Source organism: Mycobacterium sp. TH-M116 (genome assembly GCF_057473685.1).
The window spans coordinates 1-12,125 of record NZ_JBYCLC010000036.1 but is presented as its reverse complement, the minus strand read 5'-3'; the positions used below and the strand labels follow the sequence as shown (position 1 = coordinate 12,125).

Here is a 12,125-nt window from a genome sequence, read left to right as displayed (position 1 = left end):
CTGCTGATGACCGGCGAGCCGATCACGGCCGCCGACGCGTGCCGGTGGGGCCTGATCAACCAGGTCGTCGCGGAGGGCCCCGAAAAAGGCTCCGTGCTCGACGCGGCGTTGGCACTCGCCGCGCGGATCACCGTCAACGCGCCGCTGTCGGTGCAGGCCAGCAAGCGCATCGCCTACGGGGTCGACGACGGCGTCATCGCCGACGAGGAACCAGGCTGGCAGCGCACTGTCCGCGAGATGCGCACCGTGCTGAAATCCGAGGACGCCAGAGAAGGTCCGTTGGCGTTCGCCGAGAAGCGGGATCCGGTCTGGAAGGCGCGCTAGCTCCCCAGGACGTTGACCCCCCACCGGAACACCGGGGGCAGCAGGGCGGCCGCCGGCACGATCGCGCGACGCGCGGTGCGGGGCGCGCCGGCCAACACCAGTGCGCGCGTGAGCAGCCGGTAATCGCGGGTGATCCGGTGCCATGCGGCCTCGTACGACGCGGGTGTGTCGGCGGCGACGGCGTCGATGACGGCGGCCGCCTGCTTGATGGCGAGGCTGATGCCCTCGCCGGTCAGCGCGTCCTCGTAGCCGGCCGCGTCTCCGACCAACAGCACGCGCCCGGCGACCCGGCGCGAAACCACTTGGCGCAGTGGGCCGCAGCCGCGCGCGGGCCCGCGATCGGCGGGCGCCAAGCGACGGGCCAGCTCCGGGAACCAGGTCAGGTCGGGCTGCCCGCGGGACAGGATCGCGACGCCGACCAGGTCCGGTTCGACCGGCGTCACGTATGCCTCACCCCACCGCGACCAGTGCACTTCGACGAACTCCGACCACGCGGGCACGCGGAAATGCCGGCGGACACCGTAGCGGCGAGGCGTCCCGGCCGTCGCGCTGATCCCCACCGCGCGGCGGACCGTCGAATGCAGCCCGTCGGCCGCCACCAACCACTTCGCGCGCACGCCGGCGGCCATCACCCCACGCCCGTCCTGGTCGACGGCCGTCACCCGCGCCGAAAGCCACTCGGTGTCCTGTTGCTTGGCGCGGGCGGCCAACTCCGCGTGCAACGTGGTGCGCCGCACGCCCCGTCCGGGACCGTTGCGGAACCGGGCCTGTGCCCGGTGGCGGTCGCTCACGTAGGCGATCCCGCGGAACGGCATGCCGGCCGGGTCGACACCGAGCGAGGTCAGCTCGGACAGCCCGCCGGGCATCAACCCCTCGCCGCAGGCCTTGTCGACGGGGCCTTCCCGGGGCTCGACCACGACCACCGACAGCCCGCGCCGGCGCGCGTGTAACGCCGTCGCGAGGCCCGCCGGGCCGCCGCCGATCACGAGCACGTCGGCGTCGTAGTCGCTCATGTGTAGCCCAGGGCGGTGTTTTCCACGCGCAGACGCACCCGCAGCAATGCCGCGTTGGCCACGGTGAACAGCACCGCCGTCACCCACGCGGTGTGCACCAGCGGCAGCGCGATCCCCTCGGTCACCACTGCAACATAGTTGGGGTGGTGAAGCCACCGGTATGGCCCCTCGCGCACCAGCGGCGCATCCGGCACCACGATGACCCGGGTGTTCCACCGGGGGCCCAGGGTGGCGATGCACCACCAGCGCAGCCCCTGGCTGAGCGCCACCATGCCCAGCATCGGCCAGCCCAGCCACGCGAGGAACGGCCGATGCAGCGCCCACGGTTCGACGACGCAGCCCACCAGCAGCGCTGTGTGGATGACCACCATCAGCACGTAGTGCGGCCGGCCGAACTCCTTGGCGCCCCGGGCGAACGACCATTCGGCGTTGCGCTTGGACACCAGCAGCTCCGCCAGGCGTTCCAGTCCGACCGCCAGGATCAGCAGGTAATACATGCGACTACTATCCCGCGACCGGGCTCAGCGGCCAACGGGCGGCATCTGGGCTCACGTCTGCGCTCACATCTGCGCTCGAGTATGCGCTCACGTAGGGGCTCACGATGCCGCCGCGAGATCAGTTCAGCAGCTTGCCTGGCGCCCGCGCCGATCGCCGTGCGGCCGCTAGGGTGGTCAAGTATGCGGACCCTGGTCACCGGTGCCACCGGTTATGTGGGGTCGCGGCTTTTCACGGCGCTGTCGGCACATCAGCACCACGTCGTGGCGGCCTCCCGGAATCCGGCGCACCTGAAGCGTCTGGGGTGGTACGCGGACGTGACGGCCGTCACCCTGAATGCCTCGGATCCCGCCTGGGCGAAGGTGCGCCCCGCATGAGCGGGCCGGTCGCACCCGCCGGCGCCGTCGCCGAGCTGCGCCGCGCGATAACCAATGTCGCTGTGCCCCAGAATGAACCGCCCGGAGTCGTGCGGCGCCGCCGCGTCGTCGTGAGCGTCACGCTCGTCGTCGGTGCGGCGGTGCTGGGGTTCTCGCTGCGGCGCCACCCGGGCGAGTCCAGCTTCTACTGGCTCACCCTGGCGCTGGCCGCGGTGTGGACGGTCGGCGGGTTCCTCTCCGGGCCGCTGCATCTGGGCGGTATCCGCTGGCGCGGGCGTAACCAGCGCCCGGTCATCACCGGTACGACGATCGGCCTGCTGATCGGCGCCGTGTTCGTGCTGGGCGGGCTGGTCGCCAGGGAGATCCCGCCGGTCGCAGAGCTGATCACCCGGGTGCTGCTGTTCGCCCACGGGTCCTATCTGTTCATCGTCGTGATCATCGTCATCAACGCGGTGGCCGAGGAGATCTTCTTCCGCGGCGCGCTCTACAGTGCGCTGGGCCGTCACCGCCACCCGGTTTTCGTCTCGACCCTGCTGTACACGATCGCGACCATGGCCAGCGGCAACCCGATGCTCGGATTCGCCGCGATCATCCTCGGGACGGTGTGCGCCTTCGAGCGCCGGGCCACCGGCGGTGTCCTCGCGCCGGTGCTGAGCCACGTCGTGTGGGGCCTCATCATGGTGCTCGCTCTGCCGCCGATGTTCGGCGTCTTGTGACGCCGGTTCACCGCGCCGAGTCGACGACCCGGCGGGCCAGGTGGGCCAGGGCGGCCGCGTGCACGGGCCGCATCAGCAACCAGTACAGCCGCCCGACGATGCCGCTCGGCAGGAAGACCGCCCGCTGCGTGTACCTGCTGGCGCCGCGGTCGTGCGGTGTCACCGAGATCTCGAGCCACGCCCGCCCCGGTAGCCGTCTGGTCCCCCGCAGCCGCAGCAGCCGACCGGGTTCGCGCTCGGCCACCACCCACTGTCGGCGATCGCCCACGACGTCCTCGGTCGCCCGCCACAGGTCGTCGGGGGCGGCCCCGGTCACGGCCGTGCGCACGTCGGCGTAGACGACCTCCCCGGCCCAGTCGGGGTCGCTGGGCAGCGCCTCGGCGGGCGCGGAGCGCAGCGAGTCCCAGGTGGCCTCGGTCAGGCCCCGCTTCGCGCGGTCGAGTGCCAGCGCGACGGCGTGACGGTAGTCGGTGAGTCCGCCCGATGGCGGGGCGATGAAGCCGTCGATGTCGTGGTTGCGCATCACCGCGTCGCATTCGAGCGACTCGATCAGCGGCCGCGCCAGTCCGGGCGGGATCGGCGTCACGGTCCCCACCCACAGGCTGGCGATGGTGGGAGTCAAGAACGGCAGCACGATCAACCGGCGCGGCCACAGGCCGGCCACCTGTGCGTAGACCCGCATCATGTCGCCGTATTCCAGGACGTCGGGTCCGCCGATGTCCCAGGTGCGCGACCCGTCCTCCTCGGGCACCGGGGCCGTCGCCGCGGCCGCCAGGTAGTGCAGCACGTCGCGCACCGCGATGGGCTGGATCTTGTTGTGCACCCACTTGGGTGTGGTCATGACGGGCAGCCGGTCGGTGAGGTGCCGGATCATCTCGAAGGACGCCGACCCCGATCCGACTACCACCCCGGCCTGCAGGACCACGGTCTGGACTCCGGAGCCGATCAGCGCCTCGCCCACGGCTTTTCGTGACTCGAGATGCGGCGAGAGCTTGCGACCCTCCGGATGCAAACCGCTCAGGTACACCACCCGCCGCACCCCGGCCCGACGAGCGGCCGCCACGACGTTGTTCACGGCGCGGGATTCCTCGGTCGCGAAATTCTTCGACGTGCCCATCGAATGGACCAGGTAGTACACGACGTCCATCCCGTCGAACGCCGCGATCAGCGACCCGACGTCGCCCAGGTCGCCGCGCACCACCTCGGCTTTTTCCGAGGCCTGTGCCCGCCAGGGCGCGTCGGCCAGCTTGTCCGGGTCGCGGGCCAATGCGCGCACCCGATGGCCTTCGTCGAGCAGTCGCGGAACCAAGCGGGCGCCGATGTAGCCGGTCGCCCCGGTCACCAGGCAGCGCACGTGTTCAGCCATCGATTCTCCGTTTCCACACCGGGCATTCGGACCTCACGAAGCCAAGGATTGCCGCTTCCGGTGGCGGTCAGCGGTCGCTGAACTGAGCAGTGCGGCGCTCCTGGAAGGCCGTCGCACCCTCGATGAAGTCGTGCGACCGCAGCAGGAGGGCCTGCCCGTCGGATTCACGCTTCAGGGTCGGCTCCAGTTCGGTCAGCGTGGCGGCGTTGATGGAATCCTTGGTCTTGGCAAAGGCCACGGCCGGACCGGCCAGCAGCCTCGAGACCACCGTGTCGACCTCGGCGTCGAATTGGTCCGCCGGGTACACCGCCGAGACCAGGCCCCAGGACAATGCGTCGGCGGCCGGCAACCGCTCGGCCAGCAGCGCCATGCGCATAGCGCGGACCCGCCCGATCGCCGCGGCGACCAACGCCGACGCCCCGCCGTCGGGCATCAGTCCGATCCGCGTGAAGGCGAGCATGAAAAACGCTGTCTCGCAAGCCAATACGATATCGCAGGCCAGCGCCAGCGACACCCCGACTCCGGCCGCCGGCCCGTGCACCACGGCGACGACCGGCCGTGGCAGCGCGATGATCGCCCGCACGGCGCGGTTCGCCTGCTCGAGAACCTCGGTTCCCGGGCCCGCGCCTGCCAGGTCTTCGGCGCCCATGCCGGCACCCGAACAGAAGCCGCGGCCCGAACCGCCCAGGCGCACCACCTTGACCCGGGGATCGGTGGCCGCGCGCTCCATCGCGTCGGCGATCCCGGCCAGCACCGGGGTGGTCAGCGAGTTGAGGCTCTCGGGCCGGTCGATCGTGACCGACAGCACGCCGCCGGACAGCGCGACGGCAAGGCCTGCGACAGGTGCCAGTGTGTCGATGCCGGGTTCCATGAAGCCACCCTAGGTGACCGGGGTGCGCGGCCCCCGAGGGCGGCTGCGAAGATGCCAACGGCCGGTAGTTCGACCTGACCGCCGGCCGCCGGGCGTCGGAGCGGACGAAAGGTCGGTGCGTCGTGGCTGGACCACTGAGTGGATTGCGTGTCGTCGAGTTGGCCGGCATCGGGCCCGGCCCTCATGCGGCGATGATCCTGGGTGACCTGGGCGCCGACGTGGTGCGCATCGACCGGCCCTCCAGGGGCGGGTCCGGTCCCGGCGATGTCGCGAAAGACGCCATGATGCGTAACCGGCGCGTGGTGACCGCGGACCTGAAGTCCGAGGCGGGACGAGACCTGGTGCTCCGACTCGTCGCGAAGGCCGATGTCCTGATCGAGGGTTACCGTCCCGGCGTGACGGAGCGGCTCGGCCTGGGGCCCGAGCAGTGCGCGCAGGTCAACGAGAGGCTTGTCTACGCCCGGATGACGGGCTGGGGGCAGACCGGCCCGCGCAGCCAGCAGGCCGGGCACGACATCAACTACATCTCGCTCAACGGCATCCTGCACGCCATCGGCCGGGCCGGCGAGCGGCCGGTGCCGCCGCTGAACCTGGTCGGTGACTTCGGTGGTGGGTCGATGTTCCTGCTGGTCGGCATCCTGTCGGCGTTGTGGGAGCGGCAGAGTTCGGGCAAGGGCCAGGTCGTCGACGCCGCGATGGTCGACGGCTCGAGCGTGCTCGTCCAGATGATGTGGCAGATGCGCGCCTCGGGCATGTGGTCGGACACCCGCGGCACCAACCTGCTCGACGGCGGCGCGCCCTACTACGACACCTACGAATGCGCCGACGGGCGCTACGTTGCCGTCGGGGCCATCGAGCCCCAGTTCTACGCCGCCCTGCTGGCCGGACTGGGTCTGGAGGGTGCGGACCTGCCCGCGCAGAACGACGTCAGCCGCTGGCAAGAGTTGCGGGCGGTGTTGGCCGAGACGATCGCCGGCCGCGACCGGGATCACTGGGCGAAGGTGTTCGCCGAATCGGATGCCTGCGTGACGCCGGTGCTGGCGTTCGGCGAGGTGCAGACCGAACCGCACCTCACCGAGCGCAACACGTTATACGAGGTCGGTGACGGTCCAGGAGGCGGCCTGCAGCCCATGCCGGCGCCGCGATTCTCGCGCACCGCGCCCGCGACACCGCGCGCGGCCGCGCCGGTGGCCGACGCCGAGGCCGTTCTCAAGGACTGGGCGAAGGAGTAGGTACGGAGTAGGTATAGTCGCCGACCAACACGTTGGTTGGCCATACCGCGCCGCTGGGATACGGGCCGCTGGGATACGGGCCGCTGGGATACGGAAGGATTCGCATGGAGATCAAGGACGCCGTCGCCGTCGTCACCGGCGGGGCCTCGGGCCTGGGCCTGGCGACCACCCAACGCCTGCTGGACGCCGGCGCGCAGGTGGTGGTGCTGGATCTGCGGGGCGAGGACATGGTGCGTCAACTCGGCACGCGGGCGCGTTTCGCCCCGGCCGACGTCACCGACGAGGTCGCCGTGACCAGCGCGCTGGACATCGCCGAGGCGATGGGTCCGCTGCGCATCGTGGTCAACTGCGCCGGCACCGGCAATGCGATTCGGGTGCTGGGCAAGGACGGCGTATTCCCGCTGGACGCGTTCCGCAAGATCGTCGACATCAATCTGGTCGGGAGCTTCAATGTGCTGCGGCTGGCCGCCGAGCGGATCGCCAAGACCGAGCCCGTCGGCCCCCCGGACACCCAGGAGCGCGGGGTCATCGTCAACACCGCCTCGGTGGCGGCGTTCGACGGGCAGATCGGCCAGGCCGCCTATTCGGCGTCCAAGGGAGGCGTGGTGGGGATGACGTTGCCCATCGCGCGTGATTTGGCCAGCCACCTCATCCGGGTGGTCACCATTGCCCCCGGCCTTTTCGACACCCCGCTGCTGGCCGGCCTGCCGGAAGCGGCCCGCGAGTCGCTGGGCAAGCAAGTGCCCCACCCGTCGCGGCTGGGGAAACCCGAGGAGTACGGGGCGCTGGCGATGCACATCATCGAGAACCCGATGCTCAACGGCGAGGTCATCCGGTTGGACGGCGCCATCCGCATGGCGCCGCGCTGACGAGCTCCGCGAAACCTCGGGTCGCCAGAAAAACGGTCCACGGACAAGAAAACCGGTCGACGGAAAAACGGTCGACGGACAAACGGTCGACGGAAAAACGAAAAAAGCCCCCCGCAGGGCGGGGGGCCGATCTGGGAAAGACGTCCGCATCTATCGGCGGAACCACCGGGTGATTGCAGGTTCGGCCATCAAGAGCCGTGCGAGCACGCTCATGGCGGTCAGCTTGCCGTAGGGAGGGGTTGGAAGTCCTCGAACTGCTCCGAGTTCTCGCCTTCCACCAGCACGTCGCCATGGTAGAGAGCTTCGAAGTCGGCTTTGATGACGTCGGCACTCGAGTCGTCGATCCACATGGCACTGAGCGTATGGGCCGCCATTAAGGATTCTTTGAGTCGTGATTCGGAAAATGGTGGCAATTTACCGGAGGGTAGGTTAGGCACGTGTTCGACCTCGCCGTGGATCGCGAGGCGCTGCTGACCGCCCGGATCTTCGACGATCCCGTGCGACGTGGCGCGATCGCGTAGCCGGCGACCCGTATCGTGAGCGTAGCGATGGTCGGTATTCGTGTTGTGTTGTGTTGTGTTGTGTTGTGGCGTGGCGTGGCGTGGCGTGGCGTGGCGTGGACTGACGTGGGAAGGGTGACGCACATGGGGGCATCAGCTGGGGCAGCGGTCGACAACCCGTTCTTCGCACGGATCTGGCCCTACATCGCCGCCCACGAGGTCGAGGCGATCAAGGAGCTGCGCCGGGAGAATCTGGCCGGCCTGACGGGCCGGGTACTGGAAGTCGGCGCGGGGATCGGGACGAACTTTCCGCACTACCCTGAGTCGGTCGACGAGGTGGTCGCCGTGGAACCCGAGCAGCGGCTGACGGTCCAGGCCCGCGCCGCGGCGGACGTGGTGCCGGTTCGGGTCGTGGTGCACGGCGACACCGTGGAGGCTTTCGCCGGCGGTGAGCCGTTCGACGCGGTGGTGTGCTCGCTGGTGTTGTGCTCGGTGGCAGAGCCCGCCGACGTGCTGGGGCGCCTGTACTCGCTGCTGCGGCCGGGTGGCGAGCTGCGCTACCTCGAGCACGTGGCCAGCGGCGGGATACGGGGGCGGCTGCAGCGCTTTGCCGATGCGACGGTGTGGCCGCGGCTGTTCGGCAACTGCCACACCCATCGCGACACCGAGCGCGAGATCGTCGCGGCCGGATTCGAGGTGGACACCGCCCGGCGGGAGGACGCGCTACCGGCCTGGGTGCCGCTGCCGGTGTCTGAGCTGGCGCTGGGCCGGGCGCGCCGGCCCTGACCCGTTTTTCTTTTTCGCCGAGACTGCGCTCAGCGCGCATTCGGCGGGCAAATTTCGCTCTGTGCGCAGGCTCGGTGCGGGTATCGCAGGCTCGGTGCGGGTATCGCAGGCTCGGTGCGGCTATCGCAGGCTCGGTGCGGCTATCGCAGGCTCGGTGCCCGGAATTGCAGCGCGGCGCGCACCCTGCGGATGACGTCGGCGGGATGATCGGTCACGACCACTCGGATGACGATCCAGCCCAGCCTCGCCAAGTCTTCACTGCGGCGGATGTCCCTGGTGTATTGCCGCCGGTCGAGGCGATGCTGCTCGCCGTCGTACTCGACGGCGACCATCGAGTCGGCCCAACCCATGTCGAGGTGATACGTGCGGGTGCCCCCGGCGGTGACCACGGGGATCTGCGTGGTGGGGCGGGGAAGTCCGGCGTGGATCAGCAGGAGCCTCAGCCACGTCTCTTTCGGGGATTGCGAACCCGCGTCGACGAGCCCCAGCGCCGTTTCCAGGTGCCTGCGCCCGCGGGCACCGCGATGAGAGTCGGCTATTTCGGCGACCTCGACAACCTTCACGCCGGTGGCCCGCATGAGCGCATCCAGCTGTGTTACCGCGGTCCCCATCGGTTTGGAGCGTCCGATGTCGAACGCGGTCCGTTGCGGGGTCGTCACCGGCAGGCCCGAAGCGACGTCGAATTCTCCCGAAGCAAGGCGTACGTCGTGAGTCTGGATGCCGCGTGGCGGCCGCGCGTTCGACCAGATCAACTCGATGGGCCAGCGGTCGTCCACCCACATCGAGCCGTGCCACGCCGCCGCGGTGGTGCCGGCGAGCACACCCCGCCGGTGCGACCACAGCCACGCCGCGACAGCCCGTTGCTGCAGCGAGAGTCGCTGATTGCGGGGCACGTAGACGTCGGGAAACACCGCGCGGTAACGCGACCGCAGCTGGTGCGGCCGTAGGATTCCGGCGTTGACCGCGTCGCTGCCGATGAAGGGTTCGTCCATGACGGAAGACTGGCCGACCGTGCCGACGTCACCGCGCCGAGACGGCGCTCAGCGCGCGTCGTTGTGGACAGATCGCGCTCTGTGCGCAGGCTCGGCGCCGGTGCGCTGGCTAACGCAGCAGCGCGGGTAATCGCTGCAGCAGTTGCGGCAGAGCGTGGCTCGCGGTGTCGCGGATGCTGATCGTCGCGCTTGCGGACAGCGGGGTGACCTCGGGGTTGACCTCGATGACGGCGGTGCCGCGCGACAGCGCCAAGTCGGCCAGCCCGGCCGCCGGGTAGACGACGGCGGAGGTTCCCACGACCACCATCACGTCGGCGGACTCGGTGGCCTCCACGGCGCGCTGCCAGGGCGCGTCGGGCAGCTGCTCCCCGAACCACACGATGTCGGGTCTGATCAGACCGCCGCAGTGACACACCGGGGGCTCGACCTCCAGCGCCGGCTCGGGCATTTCGGGCAGCGCGCCGGTATACGCGATTCCGCAATGGGCACAACGGAATTCGAAGAGGCTGCCGTGCAGATGGTGCACCGCCGTGCTGCCGGCCCGCTCGTGTAGGTCGTCGACGTTCTGGGTGATCACGCTGACCTCGGCGTAGTCCTGCCACGCGGCGATGGCGCGGTGTCCGGCGTTGGGCGCGACGTTGGCCACCAGGTAGTGGCGCCACAGATACCAGCCCCAGACCCGCTCGGGGTTGTCGCGCCACCCCTGGGCGCTGGACAGCTCGTAGGGGTCGAAGCGGGCCCACAGGCCGTTCTTGTCGTCGCGGAAGGTGGGCACACCGCTCTCCGCGGAGATCCCCGCGCCGCTGAGCACCGTTACCCGCACCCACCCAACATAGTCGGCGTGCGGTGGATATATGGGGTGGATACTGGGGGCGTGGAGCTGGCTGACTGACTGCGGGTCGACGTCAAGGGGCGCAAGCCCTTGTTCGACCAGCTCAGGACGCAGGTGATCGACGGCGTCCGGGAAGGTGCGCTGCCGCCGGGAACCCGCCTGCCGACCGTCCGCGAGCTGGCCGGCCAGCTCGGGGTGGCCGTCAACACGGTGGCCCGCGCCTACCGCGAGCTGGAGAGCGCAGCGATCGTCGAAACCCGCGGCCGCTTCGGCACTTTCATCGCCCGCTACGACCCGACGGACGCCGCGATGGCGGCCGCGGCGCGGGAGTACGTCCACGTCGCCCGGGGTCTGGGCCTGGGCAAGGCCGAGGCGCTGCGCTACATCGAGGCCGTGCCCGAGGACCGGGACGCGCGCTAGGGGAGGGCTTCTCGGCACAGCACTTTCGTCAGCGTGCGCAGGTTGCGGGTCGTGGTCGACGACTTGTACCGCTTGTACCGCGCCTTTTCCATCGTCTTGCCGATCGTGCTGTCCAGGGTGAAGCCCTTGGGGACCTGCCAGTAGACGACACCGTCACCGCGGGCGATCTTCTCGCTCGGGCCGGCTTCGGCCTTCCCACGCACCACAGCCACGCCCTCCGCCGCGTCCAGCAGCACGTTGCCGCCGGCCAGGATCGTGCGCACATCGGCGAATCCGGCGTCGGTCAACGCGGCGGCCACATCGGCCATCACGAGGTTGACACCGCCGACGTTGACGCCGCGCAGGAAGGCCGCGTAGCGGGGCATGGCCCCATCGAACCAGAACTGCGTGCCTGCGACGTAGTCTTTCGGTATGGGACGTCAGGTCTTCGACGACAAATTGCTGGCCGTGATCAGTGGGAACTCCATCGGGGTCCTGGCCACGATCAAACGGGACGGACGCCCCCAGCTGTCCAATGTGCAGTATCACTTCGATCCGCGCGAGGTGGTGTTGCGGGTGTCGATCACCGAGCCGCGGGCCAAGACTCGCAACCTGCGCCGTGATCCGCGGGCGTCGCTCCTGGTCGACGCCGACGACGGGTGGTCGTATGCCGTCGCCGAGGGCACCGCGGAACTGACGCCCCCGGCCGCCGCGCCCGACGACGACACCGTCGAGGCCCTGATTGCCTTGTACCGCAACATCGCAGGCGAACACCCGGACTGGGAGGAATACCGGCAGGCGATGGTCACCGACCGGCGGGTCCTGCTGACGCTGCCGATCTCTCACCTCTACGGCATGCCGCCGGGCAGGCGGTAGCCGCGGCGGCGGGTCTAAGCTGCCGGTATGTCTGAGTCGAGCTCTCCGCGAGAAGAGAAATCACCCCCAGATGCGGCGTCGGAGGACTCCGAGGACGAGAACAAGCGCAAGTTCCGCGAAGCGCTCGACCGCAAGATGGCCAAGGCGTCCGGGGGGTCCGCCCACAAAGACGGCGGCGGCAAGCAGCCGCGCACGCACGGGCCGCTGGAGAACCGCCGGGAGTTCCGTCGCAAGAGCGGCTGAGAGGCGCTGAACACCGTTTGAGCGGCACCCGGTCTGTGGTGTCGGTGGCGCTTGTAGGGCTGCGCGGCGCAGGTGCTGTCGCGTGGTTCGCTCGGGTTGCAGGGGTGATCCGGTCCCGGCTGATGGGCCGACGCCCGGCGGGTCACCTACTGAACCGGGCAGGCGTACTTTCTGGCCGCGGCCATCAGCCGCTGCTGTGATCCGGGCCCGACAACGCCTTGAGCGGCCAACTCC

16 protein-coding genes and 2 pseudogenes are annotated in these 12,125 nt (G+C 69.8%); 9 read left to right on the top strand and 9 right to left on the bottom strand.

The annotated features are described in order from the left end of the window. Window positions 1-324, top strand: a 324-nt coding sequence (locus tag AC2VOK_RS01695) for an enoyl-CoA hydratase-related protein (protein ID WP_428898933.1), incomplete at its 5' end; no start/stop codon positions are given. Here AC2VOK_RS01695 and AC2VOK_RS01690 read toward each other — a convergent pair. Together AC2VOK_RS01690 and AC2VOK_RS01685 are read right to left on the bottom strand one after the other, a co-directional pair. After that, on the bottom strand, window positions 321-1,337 hold the full coding sequence (locus AC2VOK_RS01690) for an NAD(P)/FAD-dependent oxidoreductase (RefSeq protein ID WP_428898932.1): 1,017 nt from the start codon (window positions 1,335-1,337) through the stop codon (window positions 321-323). The genes AC2VOK_RS01695 and AC2VOK_RS01690 overlap by 4 nt on opposite strands. After that, window positions 1,334-1,834: an isoprenylcysteine carboxyl methyltransferase family protein gene (locus AC2VOK_RS01685; RefSeq protein WP_428898931.1), complete on the bottom strand. Its 501-nt coding sequence runs from the start codon at window positions 1,832-1,834 to the stop codon at window positions 1,334-1,336. Before AC2VOK_RS01685 ends, AC2VOK_RS01690 begins: the two co-directional genes overlap by 4 nt. Before the next feature lie 180 nt (window positions 1,835-2,014). Between AC2VOK_RS01685 and AC2VOK_RS01680 the strand changes: the two are divergent. Both AC2VOK_RS01680 and AC2VOK_RS01675 read left to right on the top strand, forming a co-directional pair. After that, window positions 2,015-2,185, top strand: a pseudogene (locus AC2VOK_RS01680) (NAD(P)H-binding protein); the annotation flags it as partial. 20 nt (window positions 2,186-2,205) lie between these two features. Then, on the top strand, window positions 2,206-2,925 hold the full coding sequence (locus AC2VOK_RS01675; protein WP_428898930.1) for a CPBP family intramembrane glutamic endopeptidase: 720 nt from the start codon (window positions 2,206-2,208) through the stop codon (window positions 2,923-2,925). A 7-nt stretch (window positions 2,926-2,932) separates the two neighbouring features. On the opposite strand, the gene AC2VOK_RS01670 is transcribed toward AC2VOK_RS01675, so the two are convergent. Then, window positions 2,933-4,291: a DUF2867 domain-containing protein gene (locus tag AC2VOK_RS01670; protein ID WP_428898929.1), complete on the bottom strand. Its 1,359-nt coding sequence runs from the start codon at window positions 4,289-4,291 to the stop codon at window positions 2,933-2,935. A 67-nt stretch (window positions 4,292-4,358) separates the two neighbouring features. Beyond that, entirely contained in the window at window positions 4,359-5,162 is an 804-nt protein-coding gene (locus tag AC2VOK_RS01665) for an enoyl-CoA hydratase (RefSeq protein WP_428898928.1), read from the bottom strand. Between the two features lie 122 nt (window positions 5,163-5,284). Between AC2VOK_RS01665 and AC2VOK_RS01660 the strand changes: the two genes are divergently transcribed. Both AC2VOK_RS01660 and AC2VOK_RS01655 read left to right on the top strand, forming a co-directional pair. Continuing rightward, complete coding sequence (locus tag AC2VOK_RS01660) at window positions 5,285-6,394, top strand: CaiB/BaiF CoA transferase family protein (RefSeq protein WP_428898927.1); 1,110 nt, start codon at window positions 5,285-5,287, stop codon at window positions 6,392-6,394. Between the two features lie 104 nt (window positions 6,395-6,498). After that, entirely contained in the window at window positions 6,499-7,263 is a 765-nt protein-coding gene (locus AC2VOK_RS01655; RefSeq protein ID WP_428898926.1) for a 3-hydroxyacyl-CoA dehydrogenase, read from the top strand. A 218-nt stretch (window positions 7,264-7,481) separates the two neighbouring features. Here the strand turns inward: AC2VOK_RS01655 and AC2VOK_RS01650 are convergent, their stop codons facing one another. After that, a complete protein-coding gene (locus AC2VOK_RS01650) occupies window positions 7,482-7,613 on the bottom strand; it encodes a hypothetical protein (protein WP_428898925.1) in 132 nt (43 codons plus the stop codon). A gap of 294 nt (window positions 7,614-7,907) precedes the next feature. On the opposite strand from AC2VOK_RS01650, the gene AC2VOK_RS01645 reads away from it, so the two are divergent. After that, a complete protein-coding gene (locus AC2VOK_RS01645; protein ID WP_428898924.1) occupies window positions 7,908-8,549 on the top strand; it encodes a class I SAM-dependent methyltransferase in 642 nt (213 codons plus the stop codon). A gap of 140 nt (window positions 8,550-8,689) precedes the next feature. On the opposite strand, the gene AC2VOK_RS01640 is transcribed toward AC2VOK_RS01645, so the two are convergent. After that, a complete protein-coding gene (locus tag AC2VOK_RS01640; protein ID WP_428898923.1) occupies window positions 8,690-9,541 on the bottom strand; it encodes an endonuclease domain-containing protein in 852 nt (283 codons plus the stop codon). 109 nt (window positions 9,542-9,650) lie between these two features. Next, window positions 9,651-10,364 (bottom strand): SIR2 family NAD-dependent protein deacylase, encoded by a 714-nt coding sequence (locus AC2VOK_RS01635; protein ID WP_428898922.1) that lies wholly within the window; start codon window positions 10,362-10,364, stop codon window positions 9,651-9,653. A gap of 69 nt (window positions 10,365-10,433) precedes the next feature. On the opposite strand from AC2VOK_RS01635, the gene AC2VOK_RS01630 reads away from it, so the two are divergent. After that, window positions 10,434-10,793, top strand: coding sequence for an Rv1152 family transcriptional regulator (locus tag AC2VOK_RS01630; RefSeq protein WP_428898934.1), 360 nt, complete (start codon window positions 10,434-10,436; stop codon window positions 10,791-10,793). On the opposite strand, the gene AC2VOK_RS01625 is transcribed toward AC2VOK_RS01630, so the two are convergent. Further along, complete coding sequence (locus tag AC2VOK_RS01625; protein ID WP_428898921.1) at window positions 10,790-11,158, bottom strand: DUF1697 domain-containing protein; 369 nt, start codon at window positions 11,156-11,158, stop codon at window positions 10,790-10,792. The two genes, AC2VOK_RS01630 and AC2VOK_RS01625, sit on opposite strands and share 4 nt — an antisense overlap. Before the next feature lie 46 nt (window positions 11,159-11,204). Here AC2VOK_RS01625 and AC2VOK_RS01620 point away from each other — a divergent pair, with 46 nt between their 5' ends. After that, complete coding sequence (locus AC2VOK_RS01620) at window positions 11,205-11,648, top strand: PPOX class F420-dependent oxidoreductase (protein ID WP_421529892.1); 444 nt, start codon at window positions 11,205-11,207, stop codon at window positions 11,646-11,648. Between the two features lie 27 nt (window positions 11,649-11,675). Beyond that, window positions 11,676-11,891, top strand: a complete 216-nt coding sequence (locus AC2VOK_RS01615; protein ID WP_421529891.1) for a DUF5302 domain-containing protein — start codon at window positions 11,676-11,678, stop codon at window positions 11,889-11,891. Window positions 11,892-12,037: 146 nt separating this feature from the next. Here the strand turns inward: AC2VOK_RS01615 and AC2VOK_RS01610 are convergent. Then, a pseudogene (locus AC2VOK_RS01610) lies at window positions 12,038-12,125 on the bottom strand (DUF732 domain-containing protein); the annotation flags it as partial.